The sequence below is a fragment of the Streptomyces ferrugineus genome, from assembly GCF_015160855.1.
Taxonomy (GTDB): domain Bacteria; phylum Actinomycetota; class Actinomycetes; order Streptomycetales; family Streptomycetaceae; genus Streptomyces; species Streptomyces ferrugineus.
Genome location: NZ_CP063373.1, coordinates 6,144,743 through 6,161,887, shown reverse-complemented (window position 1 = coordinate 6,161,887; position 17,145 = coordinate 6,144,743). Strand labels below are relative to the sequence as shown.

Below are 17,145 nucleotides of genomic sequence, written 5' to 3'. Positions count from 1 at the left end.
TCCTCCGCCTCGCAATCCGTGTCACAACAGACCGACGGCCGTGTCCACCGCCGTCTCCACACTGCCCTCGGCCGGGTAGAGCAGCGAGCGGCCGACGACCATGCCCTGGACGGTGGGCAGCCGCAGCGCCTTGCGCCAGCGCTCGTACGCCCCCTCCTGGTCGCCCCCGACCTCGCCGCCCAGCAGGACGACGGGGAGCGTGGATGTCTCCAGCACCTCGGCCATGTCGTCGGGGTCGTCGGTGACGGGCAGTTTCAGCCAGGTGTACGCCGAGGTGCCGCCGAGGCCCGACGCGATGGCGATCGACTTGGTGACGGCCTCGGCGGACAGGTCGTTGCGCACCTTGCCGTCGATCCGCCGGGAGATGAACGGCTCGACGAACAGCGGGAGTCGCAGCGCCGCCATGGCGTCGATGGCGCGGGCGGTGGACTCCAGGGTGGTCAGCGAGCCGGGGTCGTCGTAGTCGACGCGGACCAGCAGCTTGCCCGCGTCGAAACGCAGCCGGGCCATGTCCTCGGCGCGGTGGCCGGTGAAGCGGTCGTCCATCTCGAAGGACGCGCCCGCCAGGCCCCCGCGGTTCATGGAGCCCATGACAACCTTGTCGTCGAGGACGCCGAGCAGCAGCAGGTCCTCCAGGATGTCGGCGGTGGCCAGCACCCCGTCGACGCCGGGCCGGGACAGCGCTATGCAGAGTCGTTCCAGCAGATCGGCCCGGTTGGCCATGGCCAGGCGCCGGTCGCCGACGCCGAGGGCCCCGCGGGCGGGGTGGTCGGCGGCCACGATCATCAGGCGGCCGCTGTCGTCGATCAGCGGGCGGCGCACTCTGCGGTCGGCGGCCTCCGCGATCGCCTCGGGGTTGCGGGCTCTGACCGTGGTGAGGTCGGGGATGCTGATGCTCAAGGAAAGCTCCGTTCGGGGAGGGCTCGGTGGGCCGTCACGACGCCTGGGCGAGGAGGCCCTCGACCTCGGACTCGGTGGGCATCGCGGAGGAGCAGGCGAGACGGGAGGCGACGAGCGCGCCGGCTGCGTTGGCGTACCGCATGACCTTCTCCAGCTCCCAGCCGGACAGCAGCCCGTGGACCAGCGAGCCGCCGAAGGCGTCGCCCGCGCCGAGGCCGTTGGCGACCTCGACCGGCACCGGCTCCACCTCGGCCTCGGTGCCGTCGCGGTGCACCGCCAGGACGCCCTTGGGTCCCTGCTTGACGACGGCCAGCTCCACGCCCATCGCCAGCAGCGCCTCGGCGCAGGCGCGCGGTTCGCGGACCCCGGTGGCGACCTCGCACTCGTCGAGGTTGCCGACGGCCACCGTCGCGTGCCGCAGGGCCTCGGCGTAGTACGGGCGGGCCTCCTCCGGGTCCCGCCAGAACATGGGGCGCCAGTCGAGGTCGAAGACCGTGGTGCCCGCCTTGGCGCGCGCCTTGAGGGCGGCGAGCGTGGCGGAGCGGCTGGGCTCCTCGCTCAGGCCGGTGCCGGTGATCCAGAAGACACGGGCCGCGCGGACCGCCCAGTAGTCCAGTTCGTCGGAGTGAATCTCCAGGTCAGGGGCCTTAGGCTGCCGGTAGAAGTACAGCGGGAAGTCGTCCGGCGGGAAGATCTCGCAGAACGTCACCGGCGTCGGATACGCGGCGACGGGCGTCACCCAGCGGTCGTCGACACCGAAGCCCTTGAGGGCCTCGTGCAGGTAGGCGCCGAAGGGGTCGTCGCCGGTTCGCGTGATCACGGCGGTGGTGCGGCCGAGCCGGGCGGCGGCGACCGCGACGTTCGCGGCGGAGCCTCCGAGGAATTTGCCGAACGTCTCCACCTGCGTCAGAGGGAGGCCGGACTGCAAGGGGTAGAGGTCGACTCCTATTCTTCCCATCGTGATCAAGTCGAAGGACTCGGCTGACTCGGCCATGCGTGACGCTCCTAGAGCTGGACAGGGGGTGCGGCTCCCAAGGAGCCTGCCGCCTCCCAGGTGTAGGACGTGGAGGCCGATGCTGTCAATAGTTTGTACTTACATTCGGACCTGAGCGTGAAATGATGTCTTAACAAAGTATTGACAGCGGGCGCATCCAGCGATTGGATCCCGTCCCAGCGCAACCGCCGTGTTCCACGGCACACGACCCGGACATCTTCCACTGGTCCGGGCCACTGATCCCAGTGATCACGCCCTTTCCCCCGTCGCACACCCCGTCGCACAGTGAGGTGCTGGAAAGATGGACCGCTATTACCCCCGCTCCCGCCGAATGGCTTCCGTGGTCGCCGTGGCCGCCGCTGCCACGTTGATCCTCGCCGGCTGCTCCAGCAGCTCCGGCGGCAAGGAGGCCGAGGAGAGCGCGGAAGGCGCCTCCGCGGGCAAGGCGAACACCCCCCGGATGACGGTCGCCCTGGTGACGCACCAGTCGCCCGGTGACACCTTCTGGGACATCGTCCGCAAGGGCGCCGAAGCGGCCGCCGCGAAGGACAACATCAAACTGGACTACTCCTCCGACCCGAACGCGGGCAACCAGGCCACTCTGGTGCAGAGCGCGATCGACAAGAAGGTCGACGGCATCGCGGTCACCCTCGCCAAGCCCGACGCCCTCAAGGACGTCATCAGCAAGGCGAAGGCGGCGAACATCCCTGTCGTCGGCCTCAACTCCGGCGTCAGCGAATGGCAGAAGCTCGGCCTGATGGAGTTCTTCGGCCAGGACGAGACGGTGGCCGGCGAGGCGCTCGGCAAGCGGCTGAACGAGGCCGGCGCCAAGAAGGCCGTCTGTGTCGTCCAGGAGCAGGGCAACATCGGTCTCACCCAGCGCTGTGACGGAGTGAAGAAGACGTTCGAGGGCTCCATAGAGAACCTGAACGTCAACGGCACGGACATGCCGTCCGTGAAGTCCACGATCACCGCCAAGCTCAAGACGGACAGCGACATCGACTACGTCGTCGCCCTCGGCGCCCCGTTCGCGCTGACGGCCGTGCAGTCGGTGGGCGAGGCGGGCAGCAAGGCGAAGGTCGCGACCTTCGACCTGAACAAGGAGCTGACCGGAGCGATCGACAAGGGCGACATCGAGTTCGCCGTCGACCAGCAGCCCTACCTCCAGGGCTACCTGGCGATCGACTCCCTGTGGCTTTACAAGAACAACGGCAACTACATGGGCGGCGGCGAGGCACCGGTGCTGACCGGACCTGCCTTCGTCGACAAGACGAATGTCGAGACGATCGACAAGTTCGCCGCGAAGGGCACTCGGTGACGAACATGACCCAACAGGCTGAGCCGGCGGTGACCACACCGCCGGCCCCCGGCCCCAGCAAGGAAACCGACGGGCGAACACAGCAGCGGCCTCTCGCGCTGCGTCTGCTCGCCCGTCCCGAGGTGGGAGTCTTCCTCGGCGCCGTCGCGGTGCTGGTCTTCTTCCTCATCACGGCACCACCCGTGCGTGACGGCAGCTCGATGGCCAACATCCTCTACCAGTCGTCGACCATCGGGATCATGGCCCTCCCGGTCGCGCTGCTGATGATCGGCGGCGAGTTCGACCTGTCGGCCGGTGTCGCGGTGATCACCTCGGCCCTGACCGCGAGCATGCTCAGCTACCAGCTCACGATGAACGTCTGGGTCGGTGTGATCGCCGCGCTGGTCGTGTCGCTCGCGATCGGAATGTTCAACGGCTGGCTGCTGGTCAAGACCGGACTGCCGAGCTTCCTGGTCACTCTCGGCACGTTCCTGATCCTCCAGGGCGTGAACCTGGCGGTGACCAAGCTGGTCACCGGCAACGTCGCCACCGACAACATCAGCGACATGGACGGCTTCGACCAGGCCAAGGCGCTCTTCGCCTCCTCGTTCGAGATCGGCGGCGTCAACGTCAAGATCACGGTCGTGTGGTGGCTGGTCTTCGCCGCCCTGGCCACCTGGGTGCTGCTGCGCACCAAGTACGGCAACTGGATCTTCGCGGTCGGCGGCAACAAGGGCAGCGCCCGCGCGGTCGGTGTCCCGGTGACGTTCACCAAGATCTCGCTGTTCATGCTGGTCGGGTTCGGTGCCTGGTTCGTCGGCATGCACAACCTGTTCTCCTTCAACACCGTCCAGTCCGGTGAGGGCGTGGGCCAGGAGCTGATCTACATCGCCGCGGCCGTGATCGGCGGCTGTCTGCTCACCGGCGGTGCCGGCTCCGCGATCGGCCCGGTCTTCGGTGCCTTCATGTTCGGCATGGTCCAGCAGGGCATCGTCTACGCCGGCTGGAACCCCGACTGGTTCAAGGCATTCCTCGGCGTCATGCTCCTCGGCGCCGTCATCATCAATCTGTGGGTCCAGCGCACGGCGACCCGGAGGTGACCCGAATGACCAGCAAAGAAACCGGCACCCACGGCGCCGTCCTCGAGGACAAGGCCCCGGAGAAGGACGCCCCGGTCGTCGAGCTGAAGGCCGCGGGCAAGGCCTACGGCAACATCCGCGCCCTGCACGGCGTCGACCTCAAGGTCTTCCCCAACCAGGTCACCTGCGTCCTCGGCGACAACGGCGCGGGCAAGTCCACCCTCATCAAGATCATCTCCGGCCTGCACCAGCACACCGAGGGCGAGTTCCTCGTCGACGGCCGGCCGGTGCGCTTCTCCACCCCGCGCGAGGCCCTCGACAAGGGCATCGCGACGGTCTACCAGGACCTCGCCGTGGTCCCGCTGATGCCGGTCTGGCGCAACTTCTTCCTCGGCTCCGAGATGACCAAGGGCCCCTGGCCCCTGCGCCGCCTCGACATCGAGCAGATGAAGAAGACCGCCGACCACGAGCTGCGCGAGATGGGCATCGTCCTCGACGACCTCGAACAGCCCATCGGCACCCTCTCCGGCGGCCAGCGCCAGTGCGTGGCCATCGCCCGCGCCGTCTACTTCGGCGCCCGCGTCCTCATCCTGGACGAGCCCACCGCCGCCCTCGGCGTCAAGCAGTCCGGCGTGGTCCTGAAGTACATCGCCGCCGCCCGCGACCGCGGCCTCGGCGTCATCTTCATCACCCACAACCCCCACCACGCCTACATGGTCGGCGACCACTTCAGCGTCCTGCGCCTGGGCACCATGGAGCTCAACGCCTCCCGTGCCGAGGTCAGCCTGGAAGAGCTGACCAACCACATGGCCGGCGGCGCCGAACTCGCCGCACTCAAGCACGAACTGAGCACCGTCCGCGGCGTCGACGTCGAGGAACTGCCCGAAGAGGCCGACCTCACCGCACCCGTGGCGAGCGCGGAAGGGAAGTCCTGACATGGCCCCTGTACTGGACCGCATCCGGGTCGGCTCGGCCCCCGACTCCTGGGGTGTCTGGTTCCCCGACGACCCCGTGCAGGTGCCCTGGGAACGCTTCCTCGACGAGGTCGCCGAGGCCGGCTACGACTGGATCGAGCTGGGACCGTACGGCTACCTTCCAACCGACCCGGCGCGGCTGACCGACGAGATCGACAAGCGCGACCTCAAGGTGTCGGCGGGCACGATCTTCACCGGCCTGCACCGTGGCCCCGCCGTCTGGGAGTCCACCTGGCAGCACGTCAGCGAGGTCGCCGCGCTCACCCAGGCCATGGGCGCGAAGCACCTCGTCGTCATCCCCTCCTTCTGGCGGGACGACAAGACCGCCGAGATCCTGGAGCCGCCGGAGCTCACCGGCGAGCAGTGGGCGCACCTGACCAAGGGCATGGAGCGGCTCGGGCACGAGGTGCGCGAGCGGTTCGGCCTCGACATCGTGGTGCACCCGCACGCCGACACCCACATCGACACCGAGGCCCACGTCGAGCGCTTCCTCGACTCGACCGACTCCGACCTGGTCAACCTCTGCCTGGACACCGGTCACTACGCCTACTGCGGCGGCGACAGCGTCAAGCTGATCGAGACCTACGGCGAGCGCATCGGCTATCTGCACCTCAAGCAGGTGGACCCGGAGATCCTCGCGGACGTGGTGCGCGACGAGATCCCGTTCGGGCCCGCGGTCCAGCGCGGCGTGATGTGCGAACCCCCGGCCGGCGTACCGGAACTGGGGCCGGTCCTGCAGGCGGCGCAGAAGCTGAACGTGGACCTGTTCGCCATCGTCGAGCAGGACATGTACCCCTGCGAGCCGGACAAGCCCATGCCCATCGCGGTCCGTACCCGCAAGTTCCTGAGGTCCTGCGGCGCCTGACGACCCGAAAGGACGGCCGATCACCATGACCCAGCGTCCGCACACGCTCGGAGTCGCAGTCATCGGTACCGGAAAGATGGGCGCGGACCATGTCCGCCGCATCGAGGACGTCATCAGCGGGGCGCGGGTCACCGCCGTGGTGGACGTCGACGCGGATCGCGCGAAGGCCGTCGCCGCCCGCGTCGACGGCTGCACGGTCCACACCGACCCGGCCGCAGCGATGGCGGCGGCCGACGTCGACGCGGTGATCGTCGCCTCGCCGGGCCCCGCCCACGAGGCGGCGCTCCTCGCGGCCTTCGAGCACGACCTGCCGGTGCTGTGCGAGAAGCCGCTCACCCCGGACGCGGCCGCCGCGCTGCGCGTGCTGGAGGCCGAGCAGGGGCTCGGGCACCGCCGGGTCCAGGTGGGCTTCATGCGGCGCTACGACGCCGAGTACATGAAGCTCAAGTCCCTGCTGGAGACGGGCCAGTTGGGCCGTCCCCTGATGGTGCACAACCGGCACCGCAATGTCGCCAGCCCGCCCGGCTGGACCTCCGAGATGCTCATCAACGACTCGGTGACGCACGAGATGGACGTGACCCGCTGGCTGCTCGGCCAGGAGATCACGGCCGTCACCGTGCTCGCCCCCACGCCGTCGGGGAACGCGCCGGACGGCATCCGCGACCCGCAGTTCGTCGTGTTCGAGACCGACGGCGGGGCCGTCGTCGACGTCGAGATCTACGTCAACTGCGGCTTCGGCTACCAGGTCCAGGCCGAGGTCGTCTGCGAACGCGGCACCGCCCGCGTCGGAGACGGCCACGCCATGATCACCCACGCCGCCGGCCGCTGGGGCGGCATCGTCGCCCAGGACTACATCGAGCGGTTCGCCGACGCCTACGACCGCGAGGTCCAGGCCTGGGTGGACGCCACCCGGCGCGGCGAGGTCATCGGCCCGAGCGCCTGGGACGGCTACGCCGTGGCCGCGGTGTGCGAGGCGAGCGTACGGGCGCTTCAGGAGGGCGGCCGGGTCCCGGTGGACCTGGTCGACCGGCCGGCGCTGTACGCGGCTTGACGGCACGCCGGCCCGCCGGCCCGACCTGGCCGAGGGCCGGCGGGGCGGACACGGCTGAGGGCCGGGGAACACTGTCCCCGGCCCTCAGCCGTGTCCGCCGTACGCTCCCTCAGCCCGCGAGCGACATACGCGGCCGCGGCTCGAAGCCCGCCGCGCGGTAGGACTCGTCGATCAGCGTCATCGTCGCCAGCGCGTCCTGCGCGTCCAACGGCAGCGGCGCGTCCCGCCGTATGTGCGCGGCGAGCGCCTCCAGCTGGTAGGTGTACGACGAGCGCGTGCCGAGCCGCTCCGTGCGCTCACCGTCCGCCGTGCGCACCACGACCCGGTCGTCCCGGTGCGGCAGCACGAAGTTCGGCGCGAACGCCTCGCCCCGGGTGCCGACGATCCGGCAGCTCATCTCCAGCTCGCCGTACGCCATGTGGCAGCGCGCGGAGGCGGTCGCCCCGCCGGGATACGCCAGCTCGGCGTCCAGCCACTCGTCGACGCCCGGTGCGCCCGCCCGCTCCCCGCCACGCGCGGAGACGAGGCGCGGCGCACCGCCCGCCCAGGGCGCGAGCATCCGCACCGCGTGCAGGCCGTAGCAGCCGAGGTCCATCACGGCGCCGCCCGCCAGCGGCAGCGACCAGCGGGGGTCGGAGTCGCCGGGTGCCGGGATGGCCACGAGTGTCTCCACCCGCTGGAGATCGCCCAGTTCACCGCTGGCCAGGATCTCGTGCAGGCGCCGGGTGACCGGGTGGAAGAGGTAGTGGAACGCCTCCATGAAGACCGTCCCGGCCTTCGCGCTCGCCCGCAGCACCTCGGCCGCCTCGTCGGCGTTGCTCGCCGACGGCTTCTCCGTCAGGACGTGCTTGCCGGCCGCGAGCGCGGCGAGGTTCCACGGCCCGTGCAGACCGTTGGCGAGCGGGTTGTAGACGACCTCGACCTCGGGGTCGGCGAGCAGATCGGCGTAGGAGTCCACCACCCGCTCCACGTCGTGCTCGTCGGCGAACGCCGCGGCGCGGGACCGGTCGCGCGCGGCCACCGCCACGAGGCGGTGGCCGGTCGTGCGGGCCGGGCCGACGAGGGAGAGCTCGGTGATGCGTGCCGCGCCCAGCACTCCGATGCGCAGCGGCTGCGGGCCCGAGTCGTTCATGCCTGCCGTACCTCCTCGATCGTCACCGGACGGTGCTCCTGAAGCGACAGTGTGCACGCGTCCGCGATCCAGCCGGCCTCCAGGGCGTCCTCGATCGTGCACGGGGAGGGCCGGGAGCCGGCCACGACCTCGGTGAACGCGGTGAGTTCGGCGCGGTAGGCCGCGGTGAAGCGGTCCATGAAGAAGTCGTGCGGGGTGCCCGCCGGGAAGGTCACGCCGGGCTCGACCGAGCGCAGCGGCAGCTTGTCCTCCAGGCCGACCGCGATGGAGTCCTGGAAGCCGTGGATCTCCATGCGGACGTCGTAACCCCGGGCGTTGTGGCGGGAGTTGGAGACCACCGCGATGGTGCCGTCGTCCAGGGTGAGGATCGCCCCGGTGGTGTCGGCGTCGCCCGCCTCCTTGATGTAGTCGGCGCCCTTGTTGCCGCCGACGGCGTACACCTCGCGCACCTCGCGGCCGGTCACCCAGCGGATGATGTCGAAGTCGTGCACCGAGCAGTCCCGGAAGATGCCACCGGAGGCGGCGATGTACGCGGCGGGCGGCGGCGCCGGGTCCAGGGTGGTCGAGCGGACCGTGTGCAGTTTGCCGAGCTCACCGCTGTGCACCGCGGCGCGGGCGTTGACGAAACCGGTGTCGAAGCGGCGGTTGTAGCCGATCTGGATCGGCACGTCCTTGCCCTGGACGGCCTTCAGCACCTCGACGCCCTCGCTCATGGTCCTGGCGACGGGCTTCTCGCAGAAGACGGGGATGCCGGCCTCGACACCGGCCAGGATCAGCGCCGGATGGGCGTCGGTCGCGGCGGCGACGACGATGCCGTCCACACCGGCCGCGAGCAGGTCCTCCGGCGAGTCCACGACCTCGGCGCCGAACCGCTCCGCGGCGGCCTTGGCGGCGTCCGCGAACGGGTCGGTGACGACGAGGGAGTCGACCGCGTCGAGCGCGGACAGGGTCTCGGCGTGGAAGGCGCCGATGCGGCCGAGGCCGAGGATTCCGATACGCATGGGGATGTTGCTCCTAGGGACGGTGCGGGTTTCTTGCGGGGAGTTCTCAGTCGAGTCCGCCGAGGACGTTCTGGTCCCAGTCGATCACCGACCCGGTGACCACCCCGGACCGGTCCGACAGCAGGAAGACCACGAAGTCGGCGATCTCGTCCGGCTGGCCCAGCTTGCCCATCGGCAGCTTCGCGGCCGCCTCCTGGAGCCAGTCGTCGCCGGCGCCGTGGAAGGCCTTCTGCGTGGCGTCCTCGCCCTCGGTCGCCGTCCAGCCGATGTTCAGGCCGTTGATGCGGACCCGGTCGAAGCGGTGGGCGTGCGCGGCGTTGCGGGTCAGGCCGATGAGGCCGGCCTTGGCGGAGACGTACGGCGCGAGGAAGGGCTGCCCGCCGTGCGCCGAGGACGTGATGATGTTGACGATCGTGCCGGGTGCCTTGCGGGCGACCATGTCCGAGACGGCGGCCTGCATCGCGAAGAACGGTGCCTTGAGGTTGATCGCGATGTGCTGGTCGAACAGCTCGGGCGTGGTGTCGAGCAGCGTGCCCCGGGACGTCAGCCCCGCCGAGTTGACCAGGCAGTTGATCCGCCCGTACGCGTCCACGACCTCCGCGACGGAGGCCTTCGCCCGCTCGGCGTCCGACAGGTCGGCCTGCACGAACATGGCTTTGCCCCCGTCGGCGGCCAGCTCGGCCACCAGCGCCTCACCGGGTTCCGGACGCCGCCCGGTGACGGCCACGACCGCCCCCTCGCGGACGGCGGCCCGCGCGATGGCGGCACCCACGCCCTGGCTGCCGCCGTTGACGAGGACGACCTTGTCGTCGAGAAGTCCCATGTGTTTCCGGGTCCTTTCAGCTCTGATCAGCTCTGGCGCCGCTCGGCGCCGGCCCGCAGTTCGTCGCGCAGCGACTCGGGCGTCCATGTCTCGCGAAGCGCCCGCCGTACGACGTCCGCCTGCGAGGGCGGGGCCATCCCGTCGACCGGCGGATCGCTGTCGAGGTTGGTGGGGAAGGGGTAGCCCTCGGCGCTCGCGGCGATCACGTTCGCCGCCCACGTCTCGTCCGCGCCCTCGCGCAGGCGCTTCAGGAGCACGGGGTAGACGGCGTTCGCGACGGCCTTGCGGTCCACCGTCTCCATGGCGCGCCCGAACGCGGAGGACACCTGCAGGAGGTTGGCCATGCGCCGGATGGCCGCCGACCGGTTGGTGCCGGCCGCGTGGAACAGTGCCGGGTTGAAGAAGGCCGCGTCACCCTTGGCGAGCGGCAACTGGACGTGGTGCGCCTCGAAGTACTCACGGAACCCGGGCAGCCGCCACGCGAGGTAGCCGGGCTCGTAGGTCTGCGAGTACGGCAGGTACAGCGTGGGCCCCGACTCCACCGGCATGTCGCAGTGCGCGACGGCGCCCTGGAGGGTGAGCACGGGGGAGAGGGCGTGCACATGGGCCGGGTAGGCGGCCGCGGCCTCGTTGGAGAGGATGCCCAGATGGTAGTCGCGGTGCGCGGACTGCGCCGCGCCGCCCGGGTTGACCACGTTGACCTGCGAGGTCACCTGGTAGCCGGGGCCGAGCCAGGCGGTCGAGACCAGGGCCAGGACGTCGTTGGCGTAGTAGTCGGCGAAGGCATCCGGGTCGTGGCGGGCCGCCTTCTCCAACGCGTTCCAGACCCGGTCGTTGGCGCCCGGCTTGGCGAAGTGGTCCCCGGCGGCCGCTCCCGAGGCCCGCTGTTCGGCGATCAGGGCGTCGAACACGGCACTGAGCCGGTCGACGACCTCCGGGTCCGGGAAGGCGCCCTGGAAGACCACGATGCCCGGTCCGTCGGTGAGGGCACGGACCAGTTCCGCCTGTACCCCACGGTGGTCGTCCGCCCTGCGGAGCCGGTCGCTGTCGTAGACCAGGACGCCCCGCTCCACGGCGGAGGCGTACGGGTAGTCGGCGAGGCCGGTCGTCCGCTCCACGAGCGCACGGAATTCCGCGAGGTCGCAGTCGCGCTCGGACAGCCAGGCCCGGCGGTGTACGGAGGTGAAGGACATCGGCGTCCTCTCGGTGACAGGGGCGACTCAGCGGTGCCATTCTTGTCATGACAATCCCGTCGAACAACCAGCAGCCGCCCATCAAAAACCCCTCAGGAGCCGACGCATGGGCCACCCCTTCCCGATCCGGGAGATCGCACGTCAGGCGGGCCTGAGCGAGGCCACCGTCGACCGTGTCCTGAACGGCCGGGGAGGAGTGCGCGAGAGCACCGCGCGGGAGGTCCAGCAGGCGATAGCCGACCTGGACCGGCAGCGCACCCAGGTCCGGCTGCAGGGCCGTACCTTCATGATCGACATGGTGGTGCAGGCGCCCGAGCGGTTCACCACCGCCGTACGCGCCGCCCTGGAGGCCGAGCTGCCGTCCCTGCACCCGGCGGTCGTGCGCTCACGCTTCCACTTCCGGGAGACCGGGCCGGTGCGGGAGCTGACCGGGACGCTGGACCGCATCGCCCGGCGCGGCTCGCAGGGCGTGATCCTCAAGGCCCCGGACGTCCCCGAGGTCACCGCCGCCGTCGCCCGGCTCGCGGAGGCCGGCATCCCGGTGGTGACCCTGGTGACGGACCTGCCCGCCACGGCGCGCCTCGCCTACGTCGGCATAGACAACCGGGCGGCGGGCGCGACCGCGGCCTACCTCATGGGCCAGTGGCTCGGCGACCGCCCCGCCCATGTGCTGACCAGCCTCAGCAGCGGCTTCTTCCGCAACGAGGAGGAGCGCGAGATGGGCTTCCGCAGCGTCATGCGGACCCGCCACCCCGACCGCACACTCGTCGAGATCGCCGAGGGACAGGGCCTGGACGCCACCCAGTACGACCTCGTCCGGGCCGCGCTGGAACGCGACCCGGACATCCGCGCCGTCTACTCGATCGGCGGCGGCAACATCGCCACGCTGCGGGCCTTCGAGGACGCGGGCCGCGAATGCGCCGTGCTCATCGCACACGACCTCGACCACGACAACACCCGCCTGCTGCGCGAGCACCGCCTGTCCGCCGTGCTCCACCACGATCTGCGCCAGGACATGCGCGAGGCCTGCCACACCGTGATGCGGGCCCACGGCGCACTGCCGCCCGCCGGGCCGACGACGCCGTCGCCGATCCAGGTGGTGACGCCCTACAACATGCCGTCCCAGCCGACGCTCGGCTGAGACCGAACCGCCCCAGGGGACGAGCACCCGAAAGGGCGCGGGGCTGTAGCGATCTGCGGCACTGGGGTGGTGCTGTCGGCGGGGCGCTGGGTGGGTTGGGTGGATCCGGTGTGGTGCGGTGAAGCGCTGAGGGGGCGCGGGGTTGTGGCGTTGTGCGGCTTCGCCGTGCGGGCGCGACCAGCCACGATGGCGCCGCAGCCGGTCGACGGCATGTCCCGGCACCCCCAGCGGAGCGCTCAGGCGGCGGGTGCCGGCTCGCCGGGAAACACGATGCCGCATCGCCGCCGGATCCCGTCCAGCACCCGCAGCGTGGCGACCGAGTCGGCGAGCGGGCGCAGCGGCGTCTCGAGATGGCCGTCCCCGACGCGCCGGGCGACCTCGGCGGCCTCGAAGTGCAGCCCGTCGTGCCCGATATGAGGTTCGGTGTACGTCAGTGGGGTGCCGCCCCCGGCCGGGGTGAACACCACGTCGCCCGGCTGGTAGAAGGGCCCCGGCAGGGTGAGCGTGCCCTTCGTGCCCGCGATGACGGCGGTGGTCGGCGTGTCGCTGAAGAGGGTGGTGTGGACGACCGCCTGGTCACCGCGAGCGGTGCTCAGCACCGCCCCGACCTGCCCGTTCACCCCGGCCGGATGCGCCACGCCGGACGCCTGGACGGTGTCCGGCGTGCCCAGCACCCACGTCGCCAGGGACACCGGATACGTGCCGAGGTCGAGCAGCGGACCGCCCGCGAGGTCGGCGCGCAGGATGCGGTGACCGCCGGCCGGGTCGAAGTACTCGCCCAGGTCGGCCAGCACGGAGCGGACCTCGCCGAGCAGCCCGGAGCCGAGCACCTGACGTACGACGTCGAAGCGCGGCAGGAAGAACGTCCACAGCGCTTCCGCGCAGAACAGCCCGCGCTCGGCGGCGAGTTCGGCGATCTCGGCGGCCTGCCCCGCGTTCAGGCCGAGCGGCTTCTCGACCAGGACGTGCTTGCCGGCCTCCAACGCCAGTCGCGCACCGGCGAGATGGGCGGTGTGCTCGGTGGCGACGTACACGACGTCGACCTCGTCGTCGGCCACCAGTTCAGCGTACGAGCCGTACGCGCGCGTGACGCCGTGCCGTACGGCGAACTCTTCGGCGCGGGCCGCGTCGCGCGAGGCGACGGCGGTGAAGCGCTGACGGGTGTGGCGTCGGACCGAGCCGATGAACCGCTCGGCGATCCAACCGGTGCCGAGCACACCCCAGTCGAGGGCCGGTGCGGACATCGGGTCGGGGGTGCGCGGAGAGGGGAGTGCGGACACGACGTGGCTCCCGGGGGTCACAGGGCGGGGACGGAGACGGGCACGGTCCGGCCGCCGTCGCGCATGGAGGCGATCACGGCATCGGCGACCCCGGAGGCGGTCAGGCCCGCGCGGGCGGAGGCCAGCGGGGAGGGCCGTCCGGCGACGAGGGCGTCGATCCACGCCTTGAGCTCCAGCCGGTAGGCGTCGGCGAAACGGGGCCGCCAGTCCGCCGGGTAGCCGGTGGAGCGGGCCCGGTCCAGGTGGCTCACGACCAGGGCGGGGTCGGCCAGTTGCAGCGCGCCGCGCTCGCAGACGACCTCGCAGCGGATGTCGTAGCCGTAGCCGGCGTTGAGGAAGGTCTCGACGGTGGTGAGCGTGCCGTCCGCCGTGTGCAGCAGCATGATCTGCGGGTCGCGCAGGCCGGGCGCCGACTCACCCTCGGGAGCGTGCCAGGAGACCGCCGTGACCGGCGAGTCCAGCAGCCACGGCACGGTGTCGAACTCGTGGATCGCCGACCCGGTGACGCTGAACTCGCTGACCGCGCCCGACGCCGAGGTCACACCCCGGCTCACGCAGTGCACCACCCGGGGCCTGCCGCTCCCGCCCTCGCCGAGCACCGCCTTCAGCGCGACGTACGCCGGGTCGAACCGGCGCATGAACCCGACCGAGACCAGCCCGCCGCCCGCCTTGTCGTCCTCCCGCACCACCTCGACGCACTCCGCGACGGTCGGCGCCAGCGGCTTCTCGCACAGCACCGGCTTCCCGGCGCGCACGGCGGCGACGGTCAGCTCGGCGTGGGTGGAGTCGTGCGAGGCGATGACCACCGCGTCCACGCCGGGATCGGCGATCAGCGCCCGCGCGTCGGTGCCGGACCGCGCGCCCGGCACGGTGTCCGCGAGGGCCCTGGCCCGCGCCCCGTCGACGTCCGCCACCGCGACGACCTCGGCGTCCGGGACACAGCCGTGCAGCAGCCGCACATGGTCGGCGCCCATCACCCCCGCACCGATCACGCCCACCCGGACCGTCATGCCGGCACCTCCACGTCCACCCAGGAGCCGCTCTCGGCGGACCGGGACATGGCGTCCAGGACGGTGGCGCTGTGCACGGCGTCCGCGAGGGTGGCCCCGTGCGGGGTGCCCTCGGCGACCGAGCGCAGGAAGCGCTGCGCCTCGATCACCTTCAGGTCGTCGTAGCCCATGCTCGTCGCGGCGCCCGGCTGGAACGCGCCGTACTCGCCGTGCGCCGGGCCGACGTACAGCGTGCTGACCGGCTGGTCCTGGTAGCTGGTGCCCTGGCTGACGCCGAGCTCGCCCATGCGGCGGAAGTCCCAGAACACCGCGCCCTTGGTGCCGTGCACCTCGAAGCCGTAGTTGTTCTGCTCGCCGACCGAGACCCGGCAGGCCTCCAGCACACCGCGGGCGCCGGAGGCGAAGCGCAGCAGGCAGTTGACGTAGTCCTCGTTCTCGACCGGGCCCAGTTCCCCGGTGGCGAGGGTGTGCCCGGCGGTGGCGCCGGTCGGGCGGGCCCGCTCGGGGACGAAGATCGCGGTGTCGGCGGTCAGCGAGGCGATGTCGCCCAGCAGGAAGCGGGCCAGGTCGGCGCCGTGCGAAGCGAGGTCGCCGAGCACTCCGCTGCCCCCGCGCTCCCGCTCGTAGCGCCAGGTCAGAGCGGACTGAGGGTGCGCCGCGTAGTCGCTGAAGAGCCGGACGCGGACATGTGTGACGGTGCCGATCTCGCCGGACGCGATCAGCTCGCGGGCGGTCTCCACGGCGGGCGCGTTGCGGTAGTTGAAGCCGACCGCGCTCTGCACACCGGCCTTGGCCGCCGCGTCCGCGACCGCGCGGGCGTCCTCGGTGGTCAGGCCCACCGGCTTCTCGATCCAGATGTGCTTGCCGGCCTCCGCCATCGCGACACCGATCTCGCGGTGCAGGAAGTTCGGGGCCGTGATGCTGACGGCCCGCACCCGCGGGTCGGCGGCCACCTCGCGCCAGTCGCGGGTCGTCGAGGCGAACCCGAACTGCGCGGCGGCCTCCTCGGCCCGGCCGGGCACCTCCTCGGCGACGGTCACCAGCCGCGGGCGCAGGGGCAGTTGCGGGTAGTGGTGCGGAATACGGGCGTACGCCTGGGTGTGCACCCGCCCCATCCAGCCGAATCCGACGACGGCGACGCCGAGCGTGTCCACCATTGCAGCCCCTCTTTGGACCGGTCCATTTTCTGTCCAGCTCACCTTGGGTGCGGCTTGGTGCCGCTGTCAACCCTGCCCGTCTCCTCTCCGCTTTCTCTCTGCCTCCTCTCTGTCTCCCTTTGACAAGCCGGGCGCCACATGGAACGGTCCATGTTCATGAGACCGCCGACCATCCGCGATGTCGCCGACCGGGCAGGCGTCTCCAAATCGCTGGTCTCGCTCGTACTGCGCGGCTCGGAGCAGGTGCGCCCGGAGAAGCGGGAAGCCGTCCTGCGGGCCGTACGCGAACTCGGCTACCGCCCGAACGCCGCCGCGCGCAGCCTCAGCGAGCAGCGCACCCGCACGGTCGGCGTCCTCCTCAACGACCTGCGCAACCCCTGGTTCGTCGACATGCTGGAGGGCCTGAACTCACTCCTGCACGACAACGGCCTGCACATGCTGCTGGCCGACTCCCGCCTCAACCGGCGAACCGGCCAGGACCCCACCGGCCCCTTCCTGGACCTGCGGGTCGACGGCCTGGTCGTGGTGGGCACGCTGCCCGACCCGGCCGCGCTCGGGACGGTGGCCGAACGGCTCCCGGTGGTGGTCGCGGGCGCGCGCGAACCGACCCTGCCCGGTGTGGACGTCGTCGCCAACGACGACGAGCGGGGCGCCCGCCTGGTCACCGAGCACCTCATCGGGCTCGGCCACCGGCACATCGCGCACATCGCCGGCTACGGCGCCGTCGGCGAGCTGCGCCGACGCAGCTTCGAGGCGACGATGCGGGAGCACGGCCTCGCGGACGAGGCGGTCGTGGAACCGAGCGACATGACCGAGGAGGGCGGCTACCGCACGACGGTACGGCTGCTGAGTCGCGCGCAGCGGCCGACGGCCGTCTTCGCCGTGAACGACATCGCCGCGATCGGCGCGCTGTCGGCGGCCGAGGAGTCGGGGCTGCGGGTTCCGGGCGACCTGTCCGTCGTCGGCTACGACAACACGAGCATCGCCCGTCTGCGCCACGTCTGGCTCACCACCGTCGACAACGCCAGCCACGAGGTCGGCCGCCGCGCGGCCCGCTGTCTGCTCGACCGGTTCGAGGGCGGCGGGGGAGCGGGCGAAGTCCATCTCGCCACGCCCGCCTTGGAGATCCGTGGCTCGACGGCACCCCCTCGTCTGACGCCCTAGCCCTGGCCTGGTCGTCAGCGCTTCCGCGCCAATACGGCGGACAAAATTGTTGACAATCTTGTTTGGCTAGATTTACGTTCGACA

Annotated in this window: 16 protein-coding genes; 7 read left to right on the top strand and 9 right to left on the bottom strand. The window is 71.2% G+C overall.

The features are described 5' to 3' along the window. Positions 1–21: 21 nt before the first annotated feature. The gene (locus IM697_RS27780; RefSeq protein ID WP_194038839.1) at positions 22–900 is read right to left on the bottom strand and encodes a Cgl0159 family (beta/alpha)8-fold protein; all 879 of its coding nucleotides are present in this window, start codon (positions 898–900) and stop codon (positions 22–24) included. A 34-nt stretch (positions 901–934) separates the two neighbouring features. After that, positions 935–1,894 carry a 5-dehydro-2-deoxygluconokinase gene (gene iolC, locus IM697_RS27775; protein ID WP_194038838.1) on the bottom strand — a complete coding sequence of 320 codons (960 nt, stop codon included), beginning with the start codon at positions 1,892–1,894 and terminating at the stop codon, positions 935–937. A gap of 301 nt (positions 1,895–2,195) precedes the next feature. On the opposite strand from iolC, the gene IM697_RS27770 reads away from it, so the two are divergent. Genes IM697_RS27770 through IM697_RS27750 form a run of 5 tightly spaced genes read left to right on the top strand, consistent with a single transcriptional unit; the run spans position 2,196 to position 7,160 of the window. Then, entirely contained in the window at positions 2,196–3,212 is a 1,017-nt protein-coding gene (locus tag IM697_RS27770) for a sugar ABC transporter substrate-binding protein (RefSeq protein WP_194038837.1), read from the top strand. 5 nt (positions 3,213–3,217) lie between these two features. Continuing rightward, positions 3,218–4,291 carry an ABC transporter permease gene (locus IM697_RS27765; protein ID WP_194038836.1) on the top strand — a complete coding sequence of 358 codons (1,074 nt, stop codon included), beginning with the start codon at positions 3,218–3,220 and terminating at the stop codon, positions 4,289–4,291. 5 nt (positions 4,292–4,296) lie between these two features. Beyond that, a complete protein-coding gene (locus tag IM697_RS27760) occupies positions 4,297–5,205 on the top strand; it encodes an ATP-binding cassette domain-containing protein (protein WP_194038835.1) in 909 nt (302 codons plus the stop codon). Between the two features lies 1 nt (position 5,206). After that, complete coding sequence (locus IM697_RS27755) at positions 5,207–6,109, top strand: sugar phosphate isomerase/epimerase family protein (RefSeq protein ID WP_194038834.1); 903 nt, start codon at positions 5,207–5,209, stop codon at positions 6,107–6,109. A gap of 25 nt (positions 6,110–6,134) precedes the next feature. Further along, a complete protein-coding gene (locus IM697_RS27750) occupies positions 6,135–7,160 on the top strand; it encodes a Gfo/Idh/MocA family protein (protein ID WP_194038833.1) in 1,026 nt (341 codons plus the stop codon). 109 nt (positions 7,161–7,269) lie between these two features. On the opposite strand, the gene IM697_RS27745 is transcribed toward IM697_RS27750, so the two are convergent. Genes IM697_RS27745 through IM697_RS27730 form a run of 4 tightly spaced genes read right to left on the bottom strand, consistent with a single transcriptional unit; the run spans position 7,270 to position 11,309 of the window. After that, positions 7,270–8,292, bottom strand: coding sequence for a Gfo/Idh/MocA family protein (locus IM697_RS27745; protein WP_194038832.1), 1,023 nt, complete (start codon positions 8,290–8,292; stop codon positions 7,270–7,272). Next, the gene (locus IM697_RS27740) at positions 8,289–9,293 is read right to left on the bottom strand and encodes a Gfo/Idh/MocA family protein (protein ID WP_194038831.1); all 1,005 of its coding nucleotides are present in this window, start codon (positions 9,291–9,293) and stop codon (positions 8,289–8,291) included. The genes IM697_RS27745 and IM697_RS27740 overlap by 4 nt, the downstream gene beginning before the upstream one ends. Positions 9,294–9,339: 46 nt before the next feature. Continuing rightward, a complete protein-coding gene (locus IM697_RS27735; protein WP_194038830.1) occupies positions 9,340–10,116 on the bottom strand; it encodes an SDR family oxidoreductase in 777 nt (258 codons plus the stop codon). 26 nt (positions 10,117–10,142) lie between these two features. Continuing rightward, positions 10,143–11,309: a phytanoyl-CoA dioxygenase family protein gene (locus tag IM697_RS27730; RefSeq protein ID WP_194038829.1), complete on the bottom strand. Its 1,167-nt coding sequence runs from the start codon at positions 11,307–11,309 to the stop codon at positions 10,143–10,145. A 106-nt stretch (positions 11,310–11,415) separates the two neighbouring features. On the opposite strand from IM697_RS27730, the gene IM697_RS27725 reads away from it, so the two are divergent. Continuing rightward, the gene (locus tag IM697_RS27725) at positions 11,416–12,450 is read left to right on the top strand and encodes a LacI family DNA-binding transcriptional regulator (protein ID WP_194038828.1); all 1,035 of its coding nucleotides are present in this window, start codon (positions 11,416–11,418) and stop codon (positions 12,448–12,450) included. A 236-nt stretch (positions 12,451–12,686) separates the two neighbouring features. On the opposite strand, the gene IM697_RS27720 is transcribed toward IM697_RS27725, so the two are convergent. The 3 genes from IM697_RS27720 to IM697_RS27710 are packed head-to-tail and all read right to left on the bottom strand — an operon-like array spanning position 12,687 to position 15,897. After that, positions 12,687–13,730 (bottom strand): Gfo/Idh/MocA family protein, encoded by a 1,044-nt coding sequence (locus IM697_RS27720; RefSeq protein ID WP_228044196.1) that lies wholly within the window; start codon positions 13,728–13,730, stop codon positions 12,687–12,689. Positions 13,731–13,747: 17 nt separating this feature from the next. Continuing rightward, positions 13,748–14,740: a Gfo/Idh/MocA family oxidoreductase gene (locus IM697_RS27715; protein ID WP_194038827.1), complete on the bottom strand. Its 993-nt coding sequence runs from the start codon at positions 14,738–14,740 to the stop codon at positions 13,748–13,750. Continuing rightward, complete coding sequence (locus tag IM697_RS27710; protein WP_194038826.1) at positions 14,737–15,897, bottom strand: Gfo/Idh/MocA family protein; 1,161 nt, start codon at positions 15,895–15,897, stop codon at positions 14,737–14,739. The genes IM697_RS27715 and IM697_RS27710 overlap by 4 nt, the downstream gene beginning before the upstream one ends. 156 nt (positions 15,898–16,053) lie before the next feature. On the opposite strand from IM697_RS27710, the gene IM697_RS27705 reads away from it, so the two are divergent. Beyond that, positions 16,054–17,061, top strand: coding sequence for a LacI family DNA-binding transcriptional regulator (locus IM697_RS27705; RefSeq protein WP_194038825.1), 1,008 nt, complete (start codon positions 16,054–16,056; stop codon positions 17,059–17,061). The last annotated feature ends 84 nt before the right edge of the window (positions 17,062–17,145 follow it).

Bases quoted from the DNA above. Each gene is read 5' to 3' on its own strand.
- IM697_RS27730 (WP_194038829.1), bottom strand. From the start codon at position 11,309: ATGTCCTTCACCTCCGTACACCGCCGGGCCTGGCTGTCCGAGCGCGAC.
- IM697_RS27765 (WP_194038836.1), top strand. From the start codon at position 3,218: ATGACCCAACAGGCTGAGCCGGCGGTGACCACACCGCCGGCCCCCGGC.
- IM697_RS27710 (WP_194038826.1), bottom strand. From the start codon at position 15,897: ATGGTGGACACGCTCGGCGTCGCCGTCGTCGGATTCGGCTGGATGGGG.
- IM697_RS27735 (WP_194038830.1), bottom strand. From the start codon at position 10,116: ATGGGACTTCTCGACGACAAGGTCGTCCTCGTCAACGGCGGCAGCCAG.
- IM697_RS27740 (WP_194038831.1), bottom strand. From the start codon at position 9,293: ATGCGTATCGGAATCCTCGGCCTCGGCCGCATCGGCGCCTTCCACGCC.
- iolC (WP_194038838.1), bottom strand. From the start codon at position 1,894: ATGGCCGAGTCAGCCGAGTCCTTCGACTTGATCACGATGGGAAGAATA.
- IM697_RS27725 (WP_194038828.1), top strand. From the start codon at position 11,416: ATGGGCCACCCCTTCCCGATCCGGGAGATCGCACGTCAGGCGGGCCTG.
- IM697_RS27750 (WP_194038833.1), top strand. From the start codon at position 6,135: ATGACCCAGCGTCCGCACACGCTCGGAGTCGCAGTCATCGGTACCGGA.
- IM697_RS27705 (WP_194038825.1), top strand. From the start codon at position 16,054: ATGAGACCGCCGACCATCCGCGATGTCGCCGACCGGGCAGGCGTCTCC.
- IM697_RS27755 (WP_194038834.1), top strand. From the start codon at position 5,207: ATGGCCCCTGTACTGGACCGCATCCGGGTCGGCTCGGCCCCCGACTCC.
- IM697_RS27770 (WP_194038837.1), top strand. From the start codon at position 2,196: ATGGACCGCTATTACCCCCGCTCCCGCCGAATGGCTTCCGTGGTCGCC.
- IM697_RS27760 (WP_194038835.1), top strand. From the start codon at position 4,297: ATGACCAGCAAAGAAACCGGCACCCACGGCGCCGTCCTCGAGGACAAG.
- IM697_RS27745 (WP_194038832.1), bottom strand. From the start codon at position 8,292: ATGAACGACTCGGGCCCGCAGCCGCTGCGCATCGGAGTGCTGGGCGCG.
- IM697_RS27715 (WP_194038827.1), bottom strand. From the start codon at position 14,740: ATGACGGTCCGGGTGGGCGTGATCGGTGCGGGGGTGATGGGCGCCGAC.